Genomic DNA, 23528 nt, shown 5'->3' on the forward strand with positions numbered 1-23528 from the left:
ACGCTCATCCCTTGACGTCCTGTCCCTTGACCAGCACGGCGCCCTTCGTCACGATGCGCTCGCCGGGCGTGAGCCCTTCCAGCACCCGCACGAATTCCGCCGACACGCTGGAGACCTTCACTTCCTTCTTCACGAATTTATCGCCGGCCTCGACCAGATACACGAAATGCTTCCCATCGATTTCGACCACGGCTTCCTTGGGGATCGCCAGAAACGGCAGCGCGTCGCCCACGTCCAGGCGCAACCGGGCGAACATTTCCGGCTTGAGCTTCTGCTCCTGGTTGTCGACCCAGGCGCGCACCTTGATCGTCCTGGTGTTAGGATCGACCACGTCGCCGATGGAAGCGACCACCGCACCGAAGTCGGTCGAGGGATAGGCTTCCACGTTGACACGGGCCACCTGGCTCACCTTCACCAACGCCAGGTCCCGCTCGTACACGTCGGCCACCACCTGCAGCCGCTCCAAATCCGCCACGGTAAACAACACCTGCCCGACGTCTCCTCCCACCGACTGGCCCGGCGTCACGGTCCGTTCGACCACCGTTCCCGTCAACGGGCTCTTCATCTCGAAGCGTGAGGTGATGCGCTGCTGCGCGAGCGGTTTATCCAATTCGGAAGCGGAAATGCGCAGGGAAAGCAACCGTTCCTTCGCCCGCCGAAATTCCGCGCGAGCCTTGATGAGATCGTTTTCCGCCTGCTTCAGGTCTTTCAAGGCAAGCGCTTTTGTCGCGTAGAGCTCCTTGGCCAGTTCCTGTGCCCTGGTGGCGTACTCGAGGTCGGAGGCTTCCTTGACGAATTCCGAGTAGGCAGCGGTGATGTCGGGGCTGTCGATGACGAGGAGAGTATCGCCGGCCTTGACGCGATCGCCCAAATGGGCGCGCACCTCCACGACACGGCCCTGGAGAGGGGATGAGATCTTCGAATAGCGATCTTCTCCATACGCGACCTTGCCGACCAACACCAACTCCGGCTGCACCGGCTTCAACTGCACAACCGCCGTTTCCACTTGGCCGGCTATGGGAGAAGCCGGCTGGCCTGCGGCGGTTTGCACGGCGCCCGTCGCCGGTTCGCTTGAAGTCCCCGGCGTCGTGGGCTCCTGAGTCTGACTGCAGGACCAGACCGTGCAGACCGACAGCGTCATCAGCAGACGGGCCGCCGCCAAGGTCATGACGACACCTCCTGCCCTACGGCACTCTCCAATTGAAACAGGTTGTGCTGGTAGGAAAACAGGGCCTCGATAAAGTTCTGTTGAATCGTCCGGGACGTACGCGCGGCATCGAGCAAGTCCAGAATCGTGGCCCCTCCCCGCTCATAGGCCCGCTCGACGATAGTAAAGGTGGAGCGGGCATCGTCCAACACGCCGGCCAGGTAAGCCTCGACCAGCCGCCGGCTCTGCAGGAGGTTGTGATGGGCCACCTCGATCTCATTTTCCGCTTGATTGACGGTCTTATCCAAGTCCGCCTGAGCGGATTGCACCGCCACCTCGGCTTGGACGATCGCACCTTGGTTCCGGTTGAACAGGGGCAGCGGCACGCCGAAGTTGAGGAGGCCCATCTGCTGGTTGTCCGGACCGCGAGGCCCCTGCACCGAATAGCCGGCCCCTACCGTCACGTCGGGAAACCGGTAGGCCTTGGCCAGCTTCAAATCGGCTTCCCGCTGCGAAAACGAGGAGCGTTTCGATCGAATGTCCGGACGCATTTGGATGGCCGCAAACCGCAGCTTGCCGATGTCGGGATCGACCCGCCGATAGTCCAATTCCGTGGTCAGCTCCACGCGAGTCCCGGCGGAGATCCGCAAGAGCTGGCGCAGGTCGGCCCGCGCCGACTCAGCCTCCTGTATCGCGCCGATGACCTGCGACTGAAAGTCCACCATCTGCAGCCGGATCCGGATCAGATCGATCTCGGCGATATAGCCTTTCTTGAAACGAATCGTGTTCACATCCAGGATGCGCGCGAACCGGTCACGATTCTCTTCCGCCAAGGCCAATCGGCGTTGAGCCAGCTGCACACGGAAGTAGGCATCTTTGACGGCAAAACTCAGTTGGCGCACGGCATCCTCGAAATCCGCTTCGCTGGACTGCACCCCGTAGGCGGCGCTTTCCACGCGGAACCCGCGTTTGCCGGCCGTTTCGAACAGCTGCTGCACCTGGCTGGTAATTGCGCCGGTAGTGGCGGGGTTGTTCCCCTGCGTAAACGAGGCCACATTGCCGACCTGCAGCGTGGGATTCGGCAGGAGCCGGGCGGTGATCTGCTGGCCTTTGTTGGATTCGATGCCGTATTTGGCGATCAGGAGGTCGAGATTCTGTTTCAGGAAGAGGGCGAGTGCCTCACCGAGACTCAACCGCACGGCGCTGGGTAGTACCGAACTCGGCGCGGGCCCTTCGGCGGCGTTGAGTAGGATCGGGAAAGAAATGGAGACCGTGCCGATCGCAATCAGCAGCAGGATGCGGGCGATGCCAAAGCGACTGCCCCTGGCGTGACCGGAAACTCCGCAACCTTGGCGGACGATGAAGGACTTCAAATCGCCTCCCTGTCGGCAGCCCCACGCAAAACCGCGACATTATACTGACTTTCCCTTGCCATGGAAACAACGGATAGAGCCGAATGGAATTAGCGCATCTTCAGCTCCGTCCAGGCCCGATCATAGAGGCGAACCGCCTTCCCCACGTCGCGCATCCATTCCAACCGGCCCAAATCATCGACCGCCGGGTACACCGCCACGTTGGCCCGAACCTCCGGCGTCACACGTTCACGCGCATCGCGGGACGCAGAGGCAAATTTGAGCCGTTCCGACGTGCGGGCGGCGATCTCCGGTTCCATCAGAAAATTGATGAACTTCATCGCCAGCCGTTTGGAGGGTGCGCCCTTCAACACGACCAGGCAGTCGGCCCAGACCGTCGCTCCCTCCTTCGGCACGACGTAGCGAAGCGAGGGCCGTTCGACCATCGCTCGAGCCACCGGACCTCCCCAACCATGCGCCAGTACCACCTCGCCCGAAGCCAGTAGCTGGTCATAGTGGTCGCTGGTGTAGGTCTTCACCAAAGGCTTTTGTTGCAGCAGTTTGTCCTTGGCCGATTCGATTACGGCGGGATCCGTGCTGTTCATGGATTGTCCCATCGACCGCAGCACCGCCCCAAAGACCTCGCGCTGATCGTTGAGCATGCTGATCCGTCCTTTATAGCGCGGGTCCCAGAGGACCGCCCAACTATCCGGCGGGGTGGTGATGACGGCCGAGTCATACCCGATGCCGACGGTCCCCCAGAGATAGGGCACGGAGTAGCGGCGATCGGGATCGAAGGGCAGATGTTGCAGATGCGATTCGAGGGAGGCGGCATTGGGAATCTCGGCCTGGTCGAGTTCGGCCAAGAGCCCCTGCTGGATCATGATCGACACCATGAAGTCGGACGGCACCGCAACGTCGTAGCCGGTGGCGCCGCTCTGGAGTTTCGCCAGCAATTCCTCGTTACTGCTGAAGGTGTCGACCACCACCTTGGCATGTTCCCGCCGCTCGAATGCTTGAATGATCTCCGGTCCCACATAGTCGGACCAGGTGAAGTAATGGAGCACCGCCCGATCGTCTGATCCATGCCCGGTCCCGGCTCCGTCACAGCCACTCCACAGGCCGACCATCGCAAGCGCGCCGAGCAAGGCGATGAGACCGGATCGACGCAGGAGCCAGGGCACCGATGCACTGTGTTTCATCATACGAGATACGCTTCACACGCGACGTTCGACGAATGCCGTGCTAGGTCTCCTTGCGCTGCAGGTGGAGCGAGAGCCCCACGCAGACCATCGACACGAGCAGCAAGAGCGCGGACAGCGCGTTGATTTCCGGCGTCACCCCCGCCTTGATCATCGAATAGACTTTCACGGGCAAGGTCGTGGCCCCCGGGCCTGCCAGAAAAAACGTGACGAGAAAATCGTCGAGCGAGACCGTGAAGGCCACCAACGTCGCACCCAGGACAGCGGGACGCAGGAGCGGCAGCGTGACATACCGGAACGTTTGCCAGGGGCTCGCCCCCAGGTCTGCCGCCGCTTCGAGCAAGGCAGGGTCGAGCTTGCGCAACCTGGTCCGCACCATGATCGTCACCAACGGAATGTTGAAGACAATGTGCCCCAATATCACGGTTGTGAGCCCGAGCGGGACGCGCAACGTGACGAAGAACAACATCAGCGCGACACCCATCATCACTTCGGGGATGACCAGGGGGAGCACCAGCGCCCCTTCGAGGCCGGCTTGGCGGCGGTGCGGCATGCCTTCCATCCCTAGGGCAATCAAGCCGCCGAACGTGACGGCTCCGACCGTCGAGATGACGGCGATAAGCAGGCTATTCCACGTCGCGGCAAGCAGAGCTTCGTCCTGCCAGAGCACCGCGTACCAATGTAGAGTGGCACCTCGCCAGGCCATCGACAGATGCGCGGCGTTGAATGAATAGACGACGAGCACGAGGATCGGGCCATAGAGAAACGCCAGGCTGAAGGCGCTCGTCAGGGCCAGTGCGCCGGATTTCCGCCGCGTCATCGTGCCTCTCCCCGTCCGACCGCGCTGTCCGACTGCCGATAGTGCAGCAACACCGCCCCCATCACCACCGCCATCAACACGAACGAAGCCGCCGACCCGAGCGGCCAGTCCCGCACGACCAAATATTCGTGTTGAATGAGGTTGCCGATCATCATGCTGCGGGCCCCGCCCAACAGGTCCGGGGTAATGAAGGCGCCGATCGACGGAACGAACACCATCACACAGCCGCCCACGATCCCCGGCTTGATGAGGGGCAGGATGATCTTCGTCAACACCGCCCAACGCGAGGCATAGAGGTCCCAGGCGGCCTCCACGAGGATGGGGTCGAGCCGCTCCACCGCCACATATACTGGAAGCACCATGAACGGCAGGTACCCGTAGACCAACCCGATCAATACGGCCAGCGGGGTATAGAGCAGCTCCAGCGGGGATTCGATCACGGCCAGCGCCTCGAGAAGGCGATTCACCAGTCCGTCATGGCGCAGGATAATCATCCAGGCGTAGGTCCGCACCAGGAAATTCGTCCAGAACGGCAACATCACCAGCATCAAGAGCAACGGCTGCCAACGAGCCGGACTGCGGGCGATGTAATAGGCCAAGGGCAGCCCCAGCAGGAAACAGAACGCCGTGGTGAGCGCGGCGTACCAGATCGATTGCCCCAAAATCTTCGCGTAGAGAGGATGGACCAGATCAGCGTAGTTGGAGAGGGTCCAGTCCCATTCGATCCCGCCGTACGTCCCGCGAGAGGCGAAACTGATCACGAACACCAGCAGCAGGGGGATCACGAACAGGATGACCATCCAGAGGAGGCCTGGTGCGGCCAACCAACAGGGTCCGCATCGCCGGACCGGTTTTCCCGTCGCCGGCGACCGCTCGAGGGCTGCTCCGTTCATATCATGCGCCGAATACCCGGGCGGCTTTCGCCGCCCAGTGCAGAAAGACGTCGTTCCCCGGCTCAAACCGTTCGCCCCGTTGCTCGACCGACCCGATCGTGAGGTCCCACAGGACATCAGGCGCCAGGCGCACGAGACATTTCACCGTGCTCCCGGCAAACAGCATTCTTTCGATTCGTCCCGGCAAGACATTGTCGAAATCGCCGCTCCGCGTCACGCGCATGGTCACGGCCTCGGGCCGCAAGGACAGCACTGCCCGTCCGCCCGCGCCGTTCTGCGCGGCACCATCGACCGATAGGCTCGGCAGGCCGGACCGGTGCGGACGAAACCACAGCCCCTGCCCGTCTCGCTCCACCTGCCCCGTCAGCTCGTTGGAAACTCCAAGGAACCGGGCGACGAACAGGTCGGACGGCCTGCTGTAGACCTCGCGCGGGCTGCCGACCTGGAGCATCTGCCCCCGGCGCATGACCGCGATCCGATCGGACATCATCATCGCCTCTTCCTGATGGTGCGTCACGCAGACGCAGGTCAGCCCGGCCCGCTGCTGGATGGCTTTCAATTCCACCTGCATCTCCTGCCGCAACTGCTGATCCAGCGCAGCCAAGGGTTCGTCCAGCAGAACGACGGCCGGTTTGTTGACGAGGGCTCTCGCCAAGGCCACCCGCTGCTGCTCGCCCCCGGACAGTTGAGACGGAAGTCTGGCGTCTTTTCCTTCCAACCGAACCATATCGAGCGCGCCTCGCACGGCCTGTTGAACGTCGGCGGAACCGACCCCGCGCATACGCAGGCCGAAGGCGACATTATCGAACACGGTCAGGTGTGGGAAGAGCGCGTATGACTGAAAGACGAGATTCACAGGCCGGCGATTCGGCGGCACGCCGAGCATGGGATGGCCGTCGATGCGCAGATCGCCTTCATCCGGCTCTTCGAAGCCTGCCAACATGCGCAGCACGGACGTCTTTCCGGCTCCGCTGGGCCCCAAAATCGAAAAGAATTCTCCGCGCTCGACGGTAAAGGACACGCGGTCCACGGCCGTGACCGATCCATGCCGACGCACGAGGCTGCTGACCTCGATCGTCGGCCGAGAGACGGGGGCATGGAGCGATTCGGAAGAAGGGGGCACCGGCGGGGAGATATCCACCATCGAGGTCGGGGCCGGGCGCGTCGAAGGACGCGCGGACGGCCATCAATGGTCGAGCGGCATTTTCGAGCTGACGTCCCGCAGGTGCTTGCGGACGCGCACCTGATGCTCGTGCTTCCGGAGCAATTCCCGGCGAATGACGTCGCGGTCCTCCGCCACGATCCGCACCAAACGATCGTTATCCTCGGCGAACTCGCGAACCAGCTCGGACAGTTTCTGCACCTGGCGCTCGAGCCGCTCCAACCGCCACACCATCTCCTTCATCGGATTGGCCGCAGCCCCATCCTTCATCGTCGCCGGCAACGCGTTCTGTCGCTTCATGGTCACTCCTCCCTGATTCCGCTTGCGCCCACAGAGGCTCTCGTGAATCGTAGTATCAACCGAGTCCGGCATGAAGTCAATCATTCTGCTTTCTTCCTATTTGCAGACGGTCCTGCTAGAATCACCTTCCGATGCCGAACATTTTCACCATGATCCTCGCGGGCGGCAAAGGTGAGCGCCTGCATCCGCTGACGGAGCAACGAGCCAAACCGGCCGTGCCGTTCGGCGGGAAGTACCGCATCATCGATTTCACCCTCAGCAACTGTCTCAACTCGGGCCTGCGGCGGATCGCGGTCCTCATTCAATACAAGTCCCATTCGCTGGACCGGCATATCCGCACGGGCTGGAATATCCTCAACCCCGAGTTGCGCGAGTACATCGCCTCGGTCCCGCCGCAGCAACGCATCAGCGAAGATTGGTATCGCGGCACCGCCGATGCCGTCTATCAGAATCTGTTTCTCCTCGACGAGGACAAACCCGAATATTTGCTGATCCTCGCCGGCGACCACATCTATAAGATGAACTACGCCGACATGTACAACTTTCTGGTCGAAAAGCAGGCGGATGCCGTCGTCGGCGCCATCGAAACGCCGCTCGAGGATGCCAGCCGCTTCGGCGTGATCGGTGTGGACGAGGACCATCGCATCCTCCGCTTCGACGAAAAACCGGCGAACCCCACCCCCATTCCCACCGATTCGTCTCAGGCGTTCGTGTCGATGGGCATCTATCTGTTCCGAAGCGAGGTGGTGCGCGAGCAGCTCGTCCGGGACGCGCGCGAGGGCACGACGCACGACTTCGGCAAGAACATCATCCCGCGCATGATCAAGGAATGCCGCGTCTATGCCTTCAAATTCCAAGATGAGAACAAGAAGGACGTGAAGTACTGGCGGGACATCGGCACGCTCGACGCCTATTGGGAAGCCAACATGGACTTGGTCGACGTCGATCCCCTCTTCAATCTGTACGACGAGGCTTGGCCCATCCGAACCTATCAGGGGCAGTTTCCCCCGGCCAAGTTCGTCTTTGCGCAGGACTATCAGGGCGGCCGCATGGGGGTGGCGCTCGACTCCATCGTCTGCGGCGGCTGCATCATCTCGGGTGGGCGCGTGCAGAATTCCGTGCTCTCCCCGCATGTGCGTGTGCATGACCATGCCGACGTGCGGGAATCCGTCGTCATGGAAAACGTCGTGATCGGCGCCCACGCCAAGATCCGGCGCGCGATCATCGACAAGGACGTGATCATCCCGCCCAAGACGGAGATCGGCTTCGATCCGGCCGCCGACCGGCAACGATTCAAGGTGACCGATTCCGGCCTCGTGGTCATCTCCAAGGGAATGAAACTGCATGCCGCCGTCGATCCATCCGGTTGATCTGATCGAGACGCTCCGCAGCAAGCACCTGACCCCCGCGATCATTTTTCTGACCTCGAGACGCGCCTGCGACGAAGCCATGCAGGCCTTCGAGCGCAGCAACGTCCAACTCCCCTCGGTCCGGCAAGAACAAATCGCCGCCGTGCTGCGCCAGGTCACGGAACAATTCCCCAGCATCGCCGAACACCCGTTGATCGAAACCGTCCAGCGGATCGGCGTCGCGGCGCACCATGCCGGCCACCTTCCTTCGTGGAAAATCGCGGTGGAGGAGCTCATGCGGACCGGCTGCCTCGACGCGGTGTTCGCCACCACCACCCTCGCGGCCGGCGTCGATTTTCCGGCGCGCACGGTCGTCGTGACCCAATCGAGCATCAGGAAATCGCGCGACTTTACGGATCTGACCGTCAGCGAGATCCAGCAACTCGCGGGCCGGGCCGGCCGCCGCGGCAAAGACCTCGTCGGCTTCGCCGTGATCGCGCCTTCACCCTACATCGACCTCGCGGTCCTGACCAAAGGCTTGACAGGCCAGCCGGAAGCCATCGACAGCCAATTCGTCATCACCTATCCGATGGTGTTGAACCTCTTGAAGGCCCATCCGCTGGAACATATCCAGCCGATCCTTGCCAAGAGCTTCGCCCAGTTCCAATTAAACCAGCGCACCGAAGTGCTGGAACGGAAACTCGATACAATCCGAAAGGACATGGAACCGTTCGGGCCGCGGGTCTGCTCGGATTGGATCACACAGTGGCAGGTCTTCGACCAGGCCCGTCGACGCAAACACACGCGCCCTCAAACTCGCCGTCAGGAGCCGCCGGATGTGGCGGCCCGCTTACATTTCCTGACGCCCGGCCGGGTGGTCGGGCTCGTGCGCGGGCGCGGGATCGTACTGCGGCAATATCGCAGCAAGGGACAGCGCGCCCCGATGATCACCTTGATTCGCGAAGGCGGCGCCGTCAGCGAATGTCCCGCCTCGATCGTCACCCAGGTCTTCGACCGCACGTTCGAATGCGAGGAATCGCCGGTCTATCCCTGGTGTACGCCGGTCACGCTCGATCGGCTGATTCACCAGCTCGGCGATTTGCCGCCGCGCCTCCCGTTATTGCCGATTCTGGTCCAGCCGGAAGAGGACATCCCGTTGGACAGTTCGATCATTCAAACGCTGGGCGATTTCACCTGCCCCGCCTGCCCGTCACGGCAGGCCTGCCAGAAAGATTTCGCGCAGGCTTCTAGATTGCGCCAGGAGATGCACCGCCACGTGAAATCCATCCAGGCGCTGCAAACCAGCCTCTGGCACCGGTTCCAAGAAAAGATCGAAACACTTCAACACTTCGGGTACCTCAGCCCCACGGCCCACCTCACGGCAGACGGCGAATGGGCCAGGCTCATCCGAATCGACCACTCGCTCCTCATCACGGAGCTGATCCGAGCCGAAGCCTTCAGCGCGATCGATCCGCCGCTCCTGGCCGCCATCATGGCCGGCATTGCGCACGACGACGACCGGCCCGGCTCGTTTCCTCGCGGCAGCACGGGGCTCGTCTCGCTCCTGTTCCAAGTGCGCAAGTTGGCCGAGAGTCTCACGCCCTATGAGGAACCGCCGCTTTTACGCGCGGACATCGCGTCCCTCACCGAACGCTGGGTGGCCGATCCCACGCTCACCTGGATCGGCTTGTCTCGCCAAACAACCATGGCCGAAGGTGACATGTACCGGCTGTTCGCAAGGACCTTGGAATTTCTTTCCCAGATCAACCAGCTCAAGGCCACGCATCCTTCGCTGGCGGAAACGGCCGACCGCGCCATGACCGCGATGCGCCGGGGCGTGCTGGAGGAGCTGCCATGATTTCGTCGTGCGTCGTTCGCGAAGCGTCGTTCGCCGGGAACGGGCTCACATCTTCCATGAATCATCGCATCACGCGCAGGCTTCCGTTGCGCACCACGCTTCACGTGCCACACTTCACGGAGGCTTATGGATACTAACGAGTTGGAACGTTTGCTGCTCGAGCAGCCGGTGTCGTTGCTTCATCGCCTGGCGCGGGGACGGGTCAGTCGCCATTTCCGAAGCGGCAAGCGCCGCTTGGTGGAGATGTTGCTGCGCACGACGGCCGAGAACCGTCCAGGGCTGATTTCCGACCTCACCGCCTTGATCGAGGAACAGGCCCGCAAACGAGAAGCGCAACCTCCCTCACTGCCGCGTCCGCAGCCGCGCCGTGAAAAACCGGCCAGGCCATCGCCCTTTCAGCGTCAACCCAAGACGGAGGAACCGAGCCACCACCACGAACCGCCGGTCTCGCTGCACGAATGGCTCTCCGGCATCGGCGTGCCTCCGGTTCAACCGTTCGTGCCGGACCCCTGGCAGATCGACGCGCTCGCCAAACTGGTCGACTTCGACGTGATCGTGAGCGTCCCGACCGGGAGCGGCAAGACCTACGTGGCGATCGAAGCCACGAAACGGGCGATGCAGGACAATCGAACGGTAATCTACACCTCGCCGCTCAAGGCGCTGTCGAACACCAAATTCACGGAGTTTTCCCGCTTGTTCGGCGCGGACCAGGTCGGCATTCTCACGGGGGACCGGCGAGAGAACGCGCAGGCACCGCTTCTCATCATGACGACGGAGATCCTGCGCAACCTGCTCTACGATGCGGCGGGAGGCGAGATCGATGTGCGGTTGGACACGTTGGGACTTGTGATCATGGATGAATCACAATATTTGGCGGACCCGGAGCGCGGCGTGGTGTGGGAGGAGACGTTGATTTTCTGTCCCGGGCAGGCTCGCCTGCTTCTGCTCTCAGCCTCGATCGGAAATCCCCAAGACATCGCCGACTGGCTCACCGCGATTCGCCCTCAGCCCTGCGCCCTGATTCGCCATACCAAGCGGACCGTACCGCTCCGCGCGGGCTACCTCCACCCCAATGGCAAACTCACGCCGCTATTCAGGACCGCAGGGATTCCCTACGGACAACCTTACCTCATGCACCCCGAAGCCAAACGATTGTTTGCGGAGTACGAAGAAGAAACCGGCACCGCGCGCTGAGGGGCGAGCACCGAGAGATTCAGACCGAACAGTCTGTCTAGAAGGTATAGTTCAGAGACACAGTTGGTCCGTGCCGCAAGGATTCGAACTTCGTCAACGGGGCGGTCGAAGACGACCCGTCGGCAAAGTTGATCTTCCACTGGTCGCCGAAGAGCACCCGGTTCCACCACACCCGATAGCCCCCGCTCAAATAAAGCCGATCGACGATCCGCACCCGCACGGCCACATCGCTGTTCGTCCCGATTCCATAGCCGGTCATACGGAAACTCGGGTCTTTGGACAAGTCCGTTCTGAGATAGTGCGTGTCTTCGTTATCGAGATAGGACAGCAACATTGCGACTCGAGCATCCACACTGATCCGCGGATCGATCTGATATTGAATTTCCCCACCCACGCGGCCGGACACCCAGGTAGTCGTATTGTTGATCACCGATTGGCCGCTGAATCGCACCGTACCTGGAACCGAGCACCCATAGAGGGGGTTCAAGGGCGACGTCGTGCATTCGACCTGCGTGATCCCGGTGACGACGTGCTTCTCCCGCCAATACTGAAATCCCGCAAAGAGGTCGAATCGCCCGCGCTTCCCGGCAAACTCCTGCACCACCGCCCCCACGTCGCCGTTCAGGTACCAGAGATTGTTGCCCGACACGTCGCTGAGGGTCCGTGAAAACCGATGTTCCCCGCTGACGCTGGCGCCCTGGCTGGCGGCCCCCTGAGCGCTCAGGAAGTCGTCGTCGGTAAGGCGTCCGCCGCCGATCTCGCCGAACCCCAGCACGCCACGCACGAACAGCCGGCTGCGCAGATCAACCCGCGCATTCAACTCCACCACATTGGTGCCCGTATCTTTGTATTTGAGTTTGGAGGTGGGGTTGCCGAGGTTCGGATCAAGACCATTGGCATTGTGCGACCAGGTCGTTTCCCCCTGACTGAACCATCCGGTAATCCCCACATCCACGCGCGCGATAGAGGAAGGCACCGCCGGCGGTGCATCCGCCGCGAGGACGGGAGAGCCGGACAGCAACCATGCGCCCCCCAGCAGACCCAGGCACAGAAACCGGCCAGGCATCATATTGGGCCGCCTGTCGGACAGGAAGTCGGAACGGGCAACCAAGAGGAGAGAGGCATCGTCATATACTCGCTTCCGGTCATCCGCTGATGGACGACCTTATTGATTTTGGGATTGCGCGGCCTCGCCATGATCCCGAGGGAAGATTACGTATGATTCTCGAACGAACGGGAGCAAGAAATACCTTACCGCGCACGGAAGGTCAACTGAATTTTTGTCGCAACATCGATCATCGATGATCGCAGAGACGCATCGAAAATATTTCGTCGCGAACGCCATGCGACTGAGCAATGTAGTTCTAATTTGCACGATCGAATGCCGTACGCCTACAGCAATCAGGATGTGATTGGGAATTACCCTGCAGAAATTTTCGTGGCAGGTTGGTCCCTCAAAAACTCGTCTCATTAAATTTCTTGCTTGACCATTGCATGGTATTTCGCTAGGGTCAACCTTGATACGACACCTGTACGGGAATCTCACGTATTCTCTGCTGAGAAAATCCCTACAAACAAGCGGCAACATTCTCTCGTCAGTCTGTTGTGGCACAACAGTTGCTGAGCGATCAGCAACTTGACTCCTCATTTCATCAGATTCACCTAAGGGAGTAGTGACCATGAGATCTGCACAATCCACCTTCAAACATTTTCTCGCCGTCCTGGCCATCGCCATTGTGCAGATGCTTATGTTCGGCACTCCGTCATATGCGCAGGTAATCACCACGTCGCCTTCGGCGCTGTCGCTCACGGTGGCGCAGGGCGGAACCGTCAGCGGTACGCTCTCGCTCTCGAAGACCGGCACCGATGTGCACAGTTATTACATCAGCACCAATCAAGGATGGGTATGGTTGAATCCGGCTTACGGCAGCACCCAAACCATTTCCACCGAAACCGATCTCTTGACCGTGACCGTGAACACCTCGGCCATGGGACTCATTCCGGGAAGCTATAGCGCCGTCGTATATTTGGGTGAAACCGGCCCCGGCGTCTCGACGGTCGTTCGCGTGCCGGTTTCCCTCACGGTTACGGCCGCCGGCACGACACCGCCGCCCCCGCCGCCCTCAACGACGCCGCCACCGCCTCCGCCTTCAACGACGCCGCCACCGCCGCCGCCTTCGACGACACCGCCGCCCCCGCCGACAGCGACGCCCCCGCCGCCGCCGCCGACCAGTTCGTTGACGTCGTTCATCCAATCGTTCCCCGGCTCGCTGGCGCTTGCCGCTCCGCAGGGCACCAATCCGTCCGGCGTGGTGAATCTGCAAAAATCCGGCACGACGACACATAGCTATTCGATCAGTACGAACCAGGGCTGGATTTGGCTGAACCCGCCCTATGGGAGTACGCAGACCATCACCTCGGAGATCGATCCGCTCACGGTGACCGTCAATACGGCTGGCCTCGCGGTGGGGTCTTATTCGGCCGTGGTCTATATTCTCGAGTCCGGGCCGGACATCCCGGCTACGACCTTGCGGATTCCGGTTACCGTTACGGTGACGGCCCCCGGCACGACACCGCCGCCCCCGCCGTCGACAACACCGCCTCCGCCTTCAACGACGCCGCCGCCGCCTTCGACGACACCGCCGCCCCCGCCGACAGCGACACCCCCGCCGCCGCCGCCGACCAGTTCATTGACGTCGTTCGTCCAATCGTTCCCCGGCTCGCTGGCACTTTCGGCGCCAAAGGGTACGAACCCATCCGGCGTGGTGAATCTGCAAAAATCCGGCACGACGACACATAGCTATTCGATCAGTACGAACCAAGGCTGGATTTGGCTGAACCCGCCCTATGGGAGTACGCAGACCATCACCTCGGAGATCGATCCGCTCACGGTGACCGTCAATACGGCAGCCCTGGCGGTCGGATCCTATTCCGCCGTGGTCTACATTCTCGAGTCCGGGCCGGATATCCCGGCCACGACCTTGCGGATTCCGGTTTCTGTGACCGTCACGGCCACCGGAACCACGGCACCGCCGCCCCCGCCGCCGCCCTCGCCGACCGGAGGCGCCACGCCGCCGCCCCCGCCGCCGCCTCCTTCGTCCACGACGACCACCGGGACGATGACGGTGTCATGGAGCGCCAACACGGAAGCGGACCTGGCAGGCTACCGGATCTACGTGGGCACGCAAACCGGCGTGCACCCGCAGATGTTCGACGTGGGCAACGTGCTTTCGAAACAGCTCACGTTGCCGCTCGGCTTCACCTACTTCGTCGTGATCACGGCCTACGATAAGGTCGGGAACGAAAGTTCCCCGTCGGCGGAGTTGAGCCGGAGCGTGTTCTGATCGCGAAGAAGTCGCGTTGCAGACTTGACCAGTCCGCCCGCGGACCTGTATAACGAGCGCTGCTTCGTGCCGCTTGTCGGCCAAAGTCTCCGACTCTCCGGCAGGCGCACGAGGCATCCGGCGCCCGTAGCTCAATGGATAGAGCACCAGACTACGGATCTGGGGGTTACAGGTTCAAGTCCTGTCGGGCGCGCCATTCGGCACGAACCATCCATCCAACATCGACTACGGCGGCAGATCCTCTCGCCCAGCGAGTTCGTTCTCGCTCGCCCTCTTCGACGTACCAGGGTGAGTACGCCTGCGTCGTCCTCACTTGCGAGCGAGCTCGGCGAGCTTCGGTCTCCTCCCCCTCGTTACGATGTTGAAGGATAGTTCGTGCCGTACCAGCTTGCTCGACCGCTGGCCCATCCCGCGTAGCCGCTCTTCCTCACGCCAGCGGATAATCACCTCAATCTGATCTTCCTCTTTCTCGTCCGGCAAAGCCGTTCTCATTCGCCCTCTTCGACATACCCCGATAAGACAAAGAGCCTGTATGCCAGCCGACGGTTCCTGTTACCATTCCCCCGGGCTGCATGACCCAAATCGGCTTGCGCCATACGAATGGGGGAGCTCGGCATGACTGACATGAACGCGGCTTGGCAAAGCAATCTGATCGATGATCCGGCGGAACTGCGGCAGTTGCTCGGCTCGATGAAACGCATCGCGGTACTTGGAATCCGCAGCGAGCACTTCGCTTCTCGCCCCGCATTCTATGTACCGGAGTACTTGGCGTCGGAAGGCCTCGATGTGATTCCGGTGCCGGTGTACGAGCCGGATGTCTCGACGATACTCGGCAAGACCGTCTTTCGCCGCCTCGCCGACATTCCCGGCGACCTGGACCTAGTCGACGTGTTCCGTCGCTCCGAGGACATTCCCGCGCATCTTGAGGATCTGCTCGGCAAGAAACCGAAAGCGGTCTGGTTCCAATCTGGGATACGAAATGACGAGGTGGCGGAGACGCTCGCCAAGGCTGGAATCAAAGTCGTGCAGGACCGCTGTCTGATGGTCGAGTACCGCCGGTATCTAACTGGCGGGTAACGCAATCGGTCATTTCAAGACAGACAAGACGTCACGGTATCAGGCACCATGAGCCGGCCTGCTCCCGCCGACTTGATAGCAGTACTTGGCGCGGGTTCAAGACCGTCTCTTCTTTAGGTCGGCTCCCCCGCTCCGGCGCGGCAGGCCGGGGTATCTTGATCTTGCGCTGCGTCCATCACCCTGCTGTTCACTTCCGACACATAGATGGAGACCCCGCTCTTTTCCTTCACCGCCTGCTGCAGAAGCGGGATACGTTGGCTCAACAGGGCATGGTACGTGTCGGTGAATTGCTCTTCGGTGACTTCCTCGCTGGTCAAGCGCGAGGCGATTTGCAGCCAGCTTCGATCGACCTCGTCCTTCATGAGTTGGGCGGTGGGTGAAGGGTTTCCGCTCTGCAGATCCGACCGGCTAGCCACGATATAGTAGAGAGCTTCGACCGGCACGTGATCCTTCGTGCAAGCGGTCGTTCGAAACACACGGGTGTCGCTCTCGTTGAAATTGCCGGGGTCCTCCGGCATCGCCTGAACGGTCGCGGCCAGCGTGACCAAGTTGAGCCAGATCAATATCCCGGCAAGACGCACCTTCTTCATGACCGATCTCCTCGCTCCTCCGCTGGGCTGCACGATGGCTTCTCGTCGGCAATCACTGAGACAGCCCTGACCTAATTGGCAAGGGGGATAGTGATCAACACCCCACCCATCACGTCTCCCACCTTGAAGTCCCGCTTGGGACTTTCCGGATGCACATTGTGGCAATGGGCACAGGTCGACGACAGGGCCTTGTCCGGATAGATGGCCTGAAAGACGCGAGTTTTCCCGTCGCTCACGATGCCTGTGTAAGGCCGCTCAGTATTCGTGAGCATTTCGGTGAGCGCGGTCCGTTCGAAATCCGTCGCCGGCCCATTCTTCCTATTGATCGCCCAATTGCTGATCAGCCGAAACTTGATGTTGTTGGGTTGTTTCGCCACGAGTCGACCGGATTCGAGCAGGAACTGCGCCGGTAGCGGCAAATCACCATCCTGCCTCCAATGTTCCGACGCGAAGACGATCCCGCGTTTCTGCATCCGGTCCACCACCTCGGTCGAATAGAACGTGCGATCGGCCTGCAGCACGCTGTGGATATAATCGGCCACGCGCTGAGGCGCGATGCCTTTCTGGGCATCCGCTTCCTTACTCGCGACAGACAGTCCCCATTGACCGAGCAGGCTCGTGACGATCGTGCCTACGGCAAGTCCGAAGCAAAACCCTCTCATCTGCATGGTGCGTCCTCCCTGTCTACTTGCTGGTTACTTCGGTCACTGGGCATCGCATTGGACGACGTCTCCCAATAGCGTCGCACCCCTTCGGCTCTCACATCTACTCCCATTGCACTGAGTCGAACCGACAGACATCGAACAATTTCACCTCGTATGCCTGGACAAGGTGTGAGTCGGATCACATGAGAACCAAGCCTCGAACGATTACCTCGAAGCCGTAGAAGTTGATTGTAGCAGAAGGGGCTCTGCGCGGCCGTCTCATCGCGCCGGGCACGCATGCACAGCAAGTCTCATCGAAGCTTATTCCCGAGCCTGAAGGAGCGGAATGATCTCCGCATGCCCGAGCGTGGTTGCGATACTAAGCGGGCTCGGCAGATACCAGTGATGGCTCGGCATCGAGGCGCCCCGCTCCAACAACAAAGCCACGATCGCACGATCTCCCTTTGAGGCGGCAGCATGAAGCGCCGTCCACCCGCTCACGTCGGCGGCATTGACGTCCGCGCCGGCATCCAACAGCGCCCGCACCAACTCGACATAGCCATGCCCCGCGGCCACAATCAGCGGGCCTGTGCCGATGAGTGGAAACCGCCTATTCACGTCCTGTCCTTCCGTGATGAGGCGCTGCACCCTCTCAAGATCGCCCGAGGCCGACGCGTTCAGCATCGACAGCGAACAGCCGGCCTGCAGGCTGCTGACCACTGTGGCCATGAGGAGGAAAGTCACCGCCCTTTTGGTTCGCGAGACCTTGTGCTTTCGGGAGTCGTGCATGGCGGTTCCGACGATCACTGTCAAAACGGATAATCCAGCCCGACGAACACGTTCGCCCCATCCTTACCATACCCGATGTCCAGACGACCTACGACATTCGGCAGCGAAATCACGCGAAAGCCGATTCCCGGATTGATTTGCGGGTTCGATAGTTTATCGAAGCTGAAATGTCCCATCACCCGGCCGATATCGACGAAGGGCGCGACCTCCAGATCTAATTCATGTTCGAAGATTTCGCGGCGGCTGAACCGAAAGCGCTCCTCGAAATTCACGAGGAGAAGCGTATCGTCCACGAAACGGTTTTGCCCGAACGCTCGCAATGTGGTTTCGCCCCCGAGGGTGGGCTGTTCGTAAAACGGCGTCTTGTTGCCGTTGACGGCATCGGCGAGAAAACGCGCGACGAACACCATCCGGTCGTTGTAGTGAGGAATGAACTGTCTGGCCTCGAAAGTCGTGCGCAACCATCGGTTGGGCTCCCGGCGCTCCAGGTTCTGGTTGAGTTCAACGGAACCGATGATATAGGTCCCGCTCGTCGTCACCAGTTGTTTGTCCCTAGTGTCGTAGCGCAAAGCCAACTTATGGCCGAAGACCTGTGCGCCTTCCAGACCGGTCAAGTGGGGAAAAAGCATTTTGGTCTGCGGCAGGGATTTGACGGCGCCTTCCTCGACGCGGACGTCGTGGAACCGTTCGCTCCAGAGCAGGGCCAGATCCTGATTGAAATTGATGCCGGCCGTCAGTTGAATGAGCGTCTCGCGCGACGTGTAGTTGGTTTCCGCGCTCTCCGACGCATGGTTGCCGATCCCGAAAAATCGGCGGAAGGCGTTCTTGAACCAGGTGGCCTGGGCCGCCAGAATGTAGCGCCCTCCACCCGCCGCCACATTCTTGTAGTTGAGATCGATATCCCGCTGAATCTTCGTGCTGTACGACGCGACGGCGCTGTATTGCTCCGTATCAGACGGGTATCCGAAATAGTTGACGGAGAACGTTTCCCCGATACTGGGATTGTGCAGGTATTGCGGCGCAACGATATCGGTCAGCTCGCCCTTGGCATTCGATTTGAGGATCGGCATCAATGCGCCGACCCAGTATTGCTCATTGCGATTGTATGAGAAGGCAGGCAGCGGAATCGCCGTATAGCCTTCCTTTCCCGCAAGCGATTTGAGTGCTTCCTCTTTCGCTTCCGCTTGTTTCAATTCCGCGCGCTCGCTTTCCGTCTCTTGGACGGGAACATCGGTGCTCGGCGGAAGTTTTGGGTTGGGATCACCCGGGCGTTCGACGGTGATCAGCACTTGTCCGGTCGAGACCCCAGGCAGGAGGAACAGCGCGCACAGAGAAAGGGCCAGCCGGATCAGCATAGGAAATTCGCGGTCATCACCCCTTGCGGCACGTGCGGATCAATCGGCAGACCATGAAACCAGAGTCTTCAGGCCCTGTCAAAGCGACTTCATCCGGATCGGCGCGATGCCTCCTGCGCGCCCCTATTGTATGACTGCCGGCCCATCAGGCGACCAGATCCTATTGCGCTCCAGCGCCCTGTTCCAGGCCAGGTACCGAGCGCCCATCGCATGCAAATAGGAGATTCCCGCGGGCCCCTTCTCGATGTCGTATCTTGTACTGGTTCGAAGATCCAGATCCGTCCGGCTCAAGAGTCCCCGCCGGAACGAATACTGCCAAATGCCCGTCTCGTCGGCTATGCCGATCGCGTCGTCGTACACGCTGCTCAAGTAGGCGCGATTCTCGATCCGGCAAGGACCGGCCAACACACAACTCAGATCCTGCCCGACAAAGGGTTCGACGCGCGGCATCAGGCCGATTGCCGTCAGGACCGTCGGCGCGATATCCACCTGGCTCGCGACCTGCTTCACCGCCCCAGCCTGAAAACCTCGTTGTCGCCGCAACGATTCATCCAGCCAAACGAAGAGCGGCGCCATGTAATGGCCGACTTGCCGTTCGTGGTCCGACTCGCCCACCGCCTCGTGCCGTCCGTGATCGCCCAGGATCAGCACAATGGTGTTGTCGAGCAGTCCGTTCTTCCGCATCCGGCCGAAGACCCGTTCAAGTTCGGCATCGAAATACCTGAGCGCAGCCACGTAGCCGTCCGGGTCTTTCGTGAGGGCTTGCACATCGGGATGACTCGCCGGAACGGCAAACGGATGGTGCGTGCTTGTGGTCAGCGCGGCCAGAAAAAACGGCGTGCCCTCCGTCCGCAGAGCGGTCACACGATGCTCGATAAAATCCAACAGGGCCCCGTCGGTCAGGCCCAACCCCAGACGTTCGGCCTGTTGCGGAAAGTCCTGCTCCGCGTAATACCGCTCGATCCCGTTACGTTCCAGGAATTCCCTCAACCCCGTGAGGTCGCTGTCCAGACTCACGACCATTTCGGTATGGTAGCCCGCCTGCCGAAGCACCGACGGCATGCAGAGAAAGTCATGCGTGCGACGAGTCTTGATGACGGCGGTCCCCTGCCTGGGCCAAGCGGAACAGAGCGTGGCGAACAGACCGCGCAAGGTCTGTACGCCGTTACTGAAAAAATTCGGGAAGTACAGGCTCTCATCCTTCAATCGATCGAGGAAAGGCGTCAGGCGAATATCCGAGGCGGTCTGGTCCCCCGGTCTCGACGAGCCGGAGGGCGTATACCGCCGGCCGAGGTACCGCCGATCGAGCCCCTCGACAAACAGCAGGACGATATTGGGCGGCCGTGTGAAATACGGGGCTTCCGGATGGCGCTGGGTGCCGATGAACGGATAGTCAGGCCCGGCGAAGACCCGCTCCCCGTCACTCGCAAGGCGGACCCCGTCATCGGCCTGTATTTCGGTCATCCGAAACGGCAAGGCGGACGGACTCCAGCTGAGCTGCGATAAGAAGACGTCTCGAAACGGATGGTGCGCGAACAACACGGGATTTTGCGAAAGGCTGTAGTAGGCCTCGCTGTCGATCGCCTCCCACACCAGCGACGAGGCCGGTGGGGGCGTGAGCCCCGCAGCCGTCACGCCGACCGCGGCCACCAGCATCATCGTCAACCCGGCCGACGTTCCTTGCTGCAGCGCCTCACTGTGTCGGTGCAACGCAGCCCGAAACAACGCCGTCCAGGTGGCGGCAAACAAGACCAGGAGCCCCCAAAACAGTCCGATGCGGGACAGCCATTTGCTCGGATCCTCCAGCTCGGCTCCGGTCTGTTCCGCAGCCTGCGACGGGCCGTTTTGGCCGAACGCATGGATCAACTCGTCCAGATACTCGAAGAACACGAAATCCAAATGTTGGTGGTTGTAGGCAAAGTAGGACAGATCGGCCGTCGTGACGGCGAAGAGCCCGACCGCCGACAGCAGGGAAACGCCGGAGATTGCCCGACCGAAGAGCTCCGTGCGCGGCAGTGTGCCGCCCCATCCGCCCAGGACACACAACCCCGTCACCAATGCCGCCAGGAGCAGGACCAAACCGAGACCGATAGCCGCGACATAGAGATCGTTGCCCAGCCCCGCGAGAAACGTCCTCACGAGCAGGCCGGGGACGCCTGGTTGGCGAGCCATCACGTCCGGCGCCAGGCACACCCGCTCGGCCTGTTGGATCAACAGGAAGAGCACGCCCCAAAACAGGGACAGGCCCCACCACGGCACCGGCTGGCCGCCGGCAATGGTCATGATGCGCTGCTTCACTGTGGTGCTCGACCGCTCCGCGTCTAGCAAGCCCACTTATGACGGAACCAGTCCACGGTCCGGCGCAACCCGTCTTCGAACGACACCGTGGGATACCATTCCAGCTCGCGCGCGGCCTTCTTCGCCGTCACTTCTTTTCCCCCGAAATCGCCGGGACGAGCGGGGACGAAATCGAGCTGGACTTGATCGCCGAGCACCTTCTTGATCCCCTCCGCCACCTCCAATACCGTCACCTTCCTGGTTCCCTCGAGGTTGTACGTCTGATTCGCCGCATCCTCCTTCATCGCCAACACGTGGGCATCCGCCATGTCCCGTACGAACACGAAGTTCCGGTACTGTTCCCCCTTGCCGGAAATCGTGAGCGGCTGCCCGCTCAAGGCCTTCTTGATGAAGATCGGGATCAGGAGTTCTTCGCGCATGCGCGGTCCGTACGGAATACCGTACCGGAGGATGGTGAACGGCACCTGATAGAGCTGCCGATAGTTGTGGCAGAGCATCTCGGCCGCCATCTTGGACGAGGTATAAATGTGCCCGGCGGATTCGAGGTGGAACGGGACTGTTTCGTCGACCACCTTCCCGTTCGCCGCGCCATTGTAGACCCACACGGTGGAGGCCAGATGAACCCGCCTCGTGCCGTGGACCCGCGCGGCCTCGAGAATGTGGGTCGTCCCCATCACGTTCAAGGCCGTCGAATACACCGGATACTTGTAGGCGTAATTGACGTTCGAGACCGCAGCCAAGTGAAAAATATGCTCGGCCCCCTTCGTTGCCGCCACGACCGAAGACAGGTCCATCAGGTCAATATCCTCGAACTTGACGTCCTGCCGGTGCGGGCGCACACGATGGTCGATCACGGTCACGTCGTGACCGGCGTCAACCAGCGCGTCGACGACGTGTGAGCCGATGAAACCGCTTCCCCCTGTAACGACGACTTGTGACATGGCAAGCCGCTCCTTTCGTAAATTAGCCGATGACGTCTTTCAGCGCGTGAATCACTTGATGGGCATCCGCATCCTCCATGCCGGAAAACACCGGCAAGCACAGGTGGCGGGCGCAGTAGTCTCCGGACACAGGCAACACCCCGGAAGCGTATGAGGCAAAGACGGGTTGCTTGTGCAGCGGCTCCTCATAGACTTCGCCCGACAAGGAGACGCCGTACGTTTCCCGCAGCAGCGTCTTGAGGGCCTTGCGGTCCTGCTGCCTTTTGGGAAGCACCAAGTACTTGTAGTAATTGCAGACCCCTCCGGGAGGGATCGAAACCAGATCTAGGTTTCGCAGCCCGGCCAATTCCTCGTCATACAGTGCCGCGATCCGTTGCCGGTCGGCGATCATCGCGGGAAGCCGTTCCAGGTGTTTCAATCCGATGATGGCGTGCGGTTCGGACAGGCGCCAGTTGGCTCCCATGCGCACATGTGCGTTTTGAGTGAAGCTGGCTTTCCCCTGATCCCGGTAAATCTTGGCTTCGGCCGCGATATGGGCATCGTTGGTCACGATCATGCCGCCTTCTCCGGAAGTCATGACCTTCGTAGGGTAGAAACTGAAGGACGAGGCGATGCCGAAGCAGCCCGCGCGTGTCCCGTTCAACGCCGATCCGTGCGCATGCGCCGCATCCTCAACGAGCCACAGGCCCTTGCGTTTCGCCCATTCCTGCAATTCCGGCATCCGCCGCGACACAATACCGCCGATATGGACGACGATGAGCCCGTCGGTTTTCGGCGTGAGACGATGCTCGAGATCCTCAGGCCGCACCCCGAACGATTCCGGATCCATGTCGACCAGCACCGGCCGGCCTCCCGCATGCACGACCGCAGCAGCCGTGGCAAAGAAGGTGTTGGTGGGGACCAGCACGTCCTTCCCTGCTACTTGCAGCGCCCGCAAGATGATCTCCAACGCGCTGGTCCCGCTGTTGACGGCCACCGCATGTTGCGTTCCGGAGAATCGGGCGAACTGTTGCTCAAACTCGGCCCCATATTTTCCCAGCGTCAATTGGCCGGTCCCGAGCACCTCCTCGATGCGCGCGGCGATCCAGGCCCTGTCTTCCGGCAAGAATTGGATCCTTGCGGCGGGAACCTTGCGGGCGGGAGGCAGAACCGTGCTCTCGGAAGTAACACCTTGCATGAGTGACTCCTCTCGTCGGAAATGGAGTGAGTGATC

Annotated in this window: 21 protein-coding genes and 1 tRNA gene; 6 read left to right on the forward strand and 16 right to left on the reverse strand. The window is 61.2% G+C overall.

The features are described from left to right. Nucleotides 1-4 precede the first annotated feature (4 nt). The 7 genes from KF814_02850 to KF814_02880 form a co-directional block, all read right to left on the reverse strand. Nucleotides 5-1168 carry an efflux RND transporter periplasmic adaptor subunit gene (locus KF814_02850; GenBank protein MBX3235067.1) on the reverse strand — a complete coding sequence of 388 codons (1164 nt, stop codon included), beginning with the start codon at nucleotides 1166-1168 and terminating at the stop codon, nucleotides 5-7. Further along, entirely contained in the window at nucleotides 1165-2520 is a 1356-nt protein-coding gene (locus KF814_02855) for a TolC family protein (protein MBX3235068.1), read from the reverse strand. Before KF814_02855 ends, KF814_02850 begins: the two co-directional genes overlap by 4 nt. A gap of 89 nt (nucleotides 2521-2609) precedes the next feature. Continuing rightward, nucleotides 2610-3704, reverse strand: a complete 1095-nt coding sequence (locus KF814_02860; protein ID MBX3235069.1) for a spermidine/putrescine ABC transporter substrate-binding protein — start codon at nucleotides 3702-3704, stop codon at nucleotides 2610-2612. Between the two features lie 40 nt (nucleotides 3705-3744). Continuing rightward, nucleotides 3745-4521 (reverse strand): ABC transporter permease, encoded by a 777-nt coding sequence (locus KF814_02865; GenBank protein MBX3235070.1) that lies wholly within the window; start codon nucleotides 4519-4521, stop codon nucleotides 3745-3747. Further along, on the reverse strand, nucleotides 4518-5321 hold the full coding sequence (locus KF814_02870) for an ABC transporter permease (protein MBX3235071.1): 804 nt from the start codon (nucleotides 5319-5321) through the stop codon (nucleotides 4518-4520). The genes KF814_02865 and KF814_02870 overlap by 4 nt, the downstream gene beginning before the upstream one ends. Before the next feature lie 94 nt (nucleotides 5322-5415). Further along, entirely contained in the window at nucleotides 5416-6558 is a 1143-nt protein-coding gene (locus KF814_02875) for an ABC transporter ATP-binding protein (GenBank protein MBX3235072.1), read from the reverse strand. A 42-nt stretch (nucleotides 6559-6600) separates the two neighbouring features. Further along, a complete protein-coding gene (locus KF814_02880; GenBank protein MBX3235073.1) occupies nucleotides 6601-6876 on the reverse strand; it encodes a hypothetical protein in 276 nt (91 codons plus the stop codon). 131 nt (nucleotides 6877-7007) lie between these two features. Between KF814_02880 and glgC the strand changes: the two genes are divergently transcribed. The 3 genes from glgC to KF814_02895 all read left to right on the forward strand — a co-directional run bounded on the left by glgC (nucleotide 7008) and on the right by KF814_02895 (nucleotide 11277). Further along, nucleotides 7008-8246 (forward strand): glucose-1-phosphate adenylyltransferase, encoded by a 1239-nt coding sequence (glgC, locus tag KF814_02885; protein MBX3235074.1) that lies wholly within the window; start codon nucleotides 7008-7010, stop codon nucleotides 8244-8246. Beyond that, on the forward strand, nucleotides 8221-10083 hold the full coding sequence (locus tag KF814_02890) for a hypothetical protein (protein MBX3235075.1): 1863 nt from the start codon (nucleotides 8221-8223) through the stop codon (nucleotides 10081-10083). Before glgC ends, KF814_02890 begins: the two co-directional genes overlap by 26 nt. Nucleotides 10084-10209: 126 nt before the next feature. After that, nucleotides 10210-11277, forward strand: a complete 1068-nt coding sequence (locus KF814_02895; GenBank protein ID MBX3235076.1) for a DEAD/DEAH box helicase — start codon at nucleotides 10210-10212, stop codon at nucleotides 11275-11277. A 37-nt stretch (nucleotides 11278-11314) separates the two neighbouring features. Here KF814_02895 and KF814_02900 read toward each other — a convergent pair whose 3' ends face one another. Next, entirely contained in the window at nucleotides 11315-12346 is a 1032-nt protein-coding gene (locus tag KF814_02900) for a hypothetical protein (protein ID MBX3235077.1), read from the reverse strand. 610 nt (nucleotides 12347-12956) lie between these two features. Here KF814_02900 and KF814_02905 point away from each other — a divergent pair. Both KF814_02905 and KF814_02910 read left to right on the forward strand, forming a co-directional pair. Continuing rightward, nucleotides 12957-14621, forward strand: a complete 1665-nt coding sequence (locus KF814_02905; GenBank protein MBX3235078.1) for a hypothetical protein — start codon at nucleotides 12957-12959, stop codon at nucleotides 14619-14621. Nucleotides 14622-14741: 120 nt separating this feature from the next. Then, nucleotides 14742-14817: transfer RNA gene (locus KF814_02910), tRNA-Arg, on the forward strand. Between the two features lie 113 nt (nucleotides 14818-14930). Here KF814_02910 and KF814_02915 read toward each other — a convergent pair. Continuing rightward, a complete protein-coding gene (locus tag KF814_02915) occupies nucleotides 14931-15113 on the reverse strand; it encodes a hypothetical protein (protein MBX3235079.1) in 183 nt (60 codons plus the stop codon). Between the two features lie 123 nt (nucleotides 15114-15236). Here KF814_02915 and KF814_02920 point away from each other — a divergent pair, with 123 nt between their 5' ends. Further along, nucleotides 15237-15698: a CoA-binding protein gene (locus KF814_02920; protein MBX3235080.1), complete on the forward strand. Its 462-nt coding sequence runs from the start codon at nucleotides 15237-15239 to the stop codon at nucleotides 15696-15698. 113 nt (nucleotides 15699-15811) lie between these two features. Here KF814_02920 and KF814_02925 read toward each other — a convergent pair whose 3' ends face one another. The 7 genes from KF814_02925 to KF814_02955 form a co-directional block, all read right to left on the reverse strand. After that, complete coding sequence (locus KF814_02925; GenBank protein MBX3235081.1) at nucleotides 15812-16288, reverse strand: hypothetical protein; 477 nt, start codon at nucleotides 16286-16288, stop codon at nucleotides 15812-15814. A gap of 71 nt (nucleotides 16289-16359) precedes the next feature. Continuing rightward, on the reverse strand, nucleotides 16360-16956 hold the full coding sequence (locus tag KF814_02930; GenBank protein MBX3235082.1) for a DUF3365 domain-containing protein: 597 nt from the start codon (nucleotides 16954-16956) through the stop codon (nucleotides 16360-16362). A 297-nt stretch (nucleotides 16957-17253) separates the two neighbouring features. Then, a complete protein-coding gene (locus KF814_02935; GenBank protein ID MBX3235083.1) occupies nucleotides 17254-17721 on the reverse strand; it encodes an ankyrin repeat domain-containing protein in 468 nt (155 codons plus the stop codon). Between the two features lie 20 nt (nucleotides 17722-17741). Beyond that, the gene (locus KF814_02940; protein MBX3235084.1) at nucleotides 17742-19076 is read right to left on the reverse strand and encodes a BamA/TamA family outer membrane protein; all 1335 of its coding nucleotides are present in this window, start codon (nucleotides 19074-19076) and stop codon (nucleotides 17742-17744) included. Nucleotides 19077-19199: 123 nt separating this feature from the next. Then, nucleotides 19200-21374: an LTA synthase family protein gene (locus tag KF814_02945; protein ID MBX3235085.1), complete on the reverse strand. Its 2175-nt coding sequence runs from the start codon at nucleotides 21372-21374 to the stop codon at nucleotides 19200-19202. Between the two features lie 23 nt (nucleotides 21375-21397). Continuing rightward, complete coding sequence (locus KF814_02950) at nucleotides 21398-22315, reverse strand: NAD-dependent epimerase/dehydratase family protein (GenBank protein MBX3235086.1); 918 nt, start codon at nucleotides 22313-22315, stop codon at nucleotides 21398-21400. A 22-nt stretch (nucleotides 22316-22337) separates the two neighbouring features. Then, the gene (locus KF814_02955; protein MBX3235087.1) at nucleotides 22338-23492 is read right to left on the reverse strand and encodes a DegT/DnrJ/EryC1/StrS family aminotransferase; all 1155 of its coding nucleotides are present in this window, start codon (nucleotides 23490-23492) and stop codon (nucleotides 22338-22340) included. Nucleotides 23493-23528: the final 36 nt, after the last annotated feature.

Source organism: Nitrospiraceae bacterium (assembly GCA_019637075.1).
GTDB lineage: Bacteria > Nitrospirota > Nitrospiria > Nitrospirales > Nitrospiraceae > JAHBWI01.

Excerpts from the sequence above, each read along its gene's own strand:
- KF814_02850 (MBX3235067.1), bottom strand. The coding sequence starts at position 1,168 with ATGACCTTGGCGGCGGCCCGTCTGCTGATGACGCTGTCGGTCTGCACG.
- KF814_02860 (MBX3235069.1), bottom strand. The coding sequence starts at position 3,704 with ATGATGAAACACAGTGCATCGGTGCCCTGGCTCCTGCGTCGATCCGGT.
- KF814_02865 (MBX3235070.1), bottom strand. The coding sequence starts at position 4,521 with ATGACGCGGCGGAAATCCGGCGCACTGGCCCTGACGAGCGCCTTCAGC.
- KF814_02870 (MBX3235071.1), bottom strand. The coding sequence starts at position 5,321 with ATGGTCATCCTGTTCGTGATCCCCCTGCTGCTGGTGTTCGTGATCAGT.
- KF814_02875 (MBX3235072.1), bottom strand. The coding sequence starts at position 6,558 with ATGGTGGATATCTCCCCGCCGGTGCCCCCTTCTTCCGAATCGCTCCAT.
- KF814_02880 (MBX3235073.1), bottom strand. The coding sequence starts at position 6,876 with ATGAAGCGACAGAACGCGTTGCCGGCGACGATGAAGGATGGGGCTGCG.
- glgC (MBX3235074.1), top strand. The coding sequence starts at position 7,008 with ATGCCGAACATTTTCACCATGATCCTCGCGGGCGGCAAAGGTGAGCGC.
- KF814_02890 (MBX3235075.1), top strand. The coding sequence starts at position 8,221 with ATGCCGCCGTCGATCCATCCGGTTGATCTGATCGAGACGCTCCGCAGC.
- KF814_02895 (MBX3235076.1), top strand. The coding sequence starts at position 10,210 with ATGGATACTAACGAGTTGGAACGTTTGCTGCTCGAGCAGCCGGTGTCG.
- KF814_02900 (MBX3235077.1), bottom strand. The coding sequence starts at position 12,346 with ATGATGCCTGGCCGGTTTCTGTGCCTGGGTCTGCTGGGGGGCGCATGG.
- KF814_02905 (MBX3235078.1), top strand. The coding sequence starts at position 12,957 with ATGAGATCTGCACAATCCACCTTCAAACATTTTCTCGCCGTCCTGGCC.
- KF814_02915 (MBX3235079.1), bottom strand. The coding sequence starts at position 15,113 with ATGAGAACGGCTTTGCCGGACGAGAAAGAGGAAGATCAGATTGAGGTG.
- KF814_02920 (MBX3235080.1), top strand. The coding sequence starts at position 15,237 with ATGACTGACATGAACGCGGCTTGGCAAAGCAATCTGATCGATGATCCG.
- KF814_02925 (MBX3235081.1), bottom strand. The coding sequence starts at position 16,288 with ATGAAGAAGGTGCGTCTTGCCGGGATATTGATCTGGCTCAACTTGGTC.
- KF814_02930 (MBX3235082.1), bottom strand. The coding sequence starts at position 16,956 with ATGCAGATGAGAGGGTTTTGCTTCGGACTTGCCGTAGGCACGATCGTC.
- KF814_02935 (MBX3235083.1), bottom strand. The coding sequence starts at position 17,721 with ATGCACGACTCCCGAAAGCACAAGGTCTCGCGAACCAAAAGGGCGGTG.
- KF814_02940 (MBX3235084.1), bottom strand. The coding sequence starts at position 19,076 with ATGCTGATCCGGCTGGCCCTTTCTCTGTGCGCGCTGTTCCTCCTGCCT.
- KF814_02950 (MBX3235086.1), bottom strand. The coding sequence starts at position 22,315 with ATGTCACAAGTCGTCGTTACAGGGGGAAGCGGTTTCATCGGCTCACAC.
- KF814_02955 (MBX3235087.1), bottom strand. The coding sequence starts at position 23,492 with ATGCAAGGTGTTACTTCCGAGAGCACGGTTCTGCCTCCCGCCCGCAAG.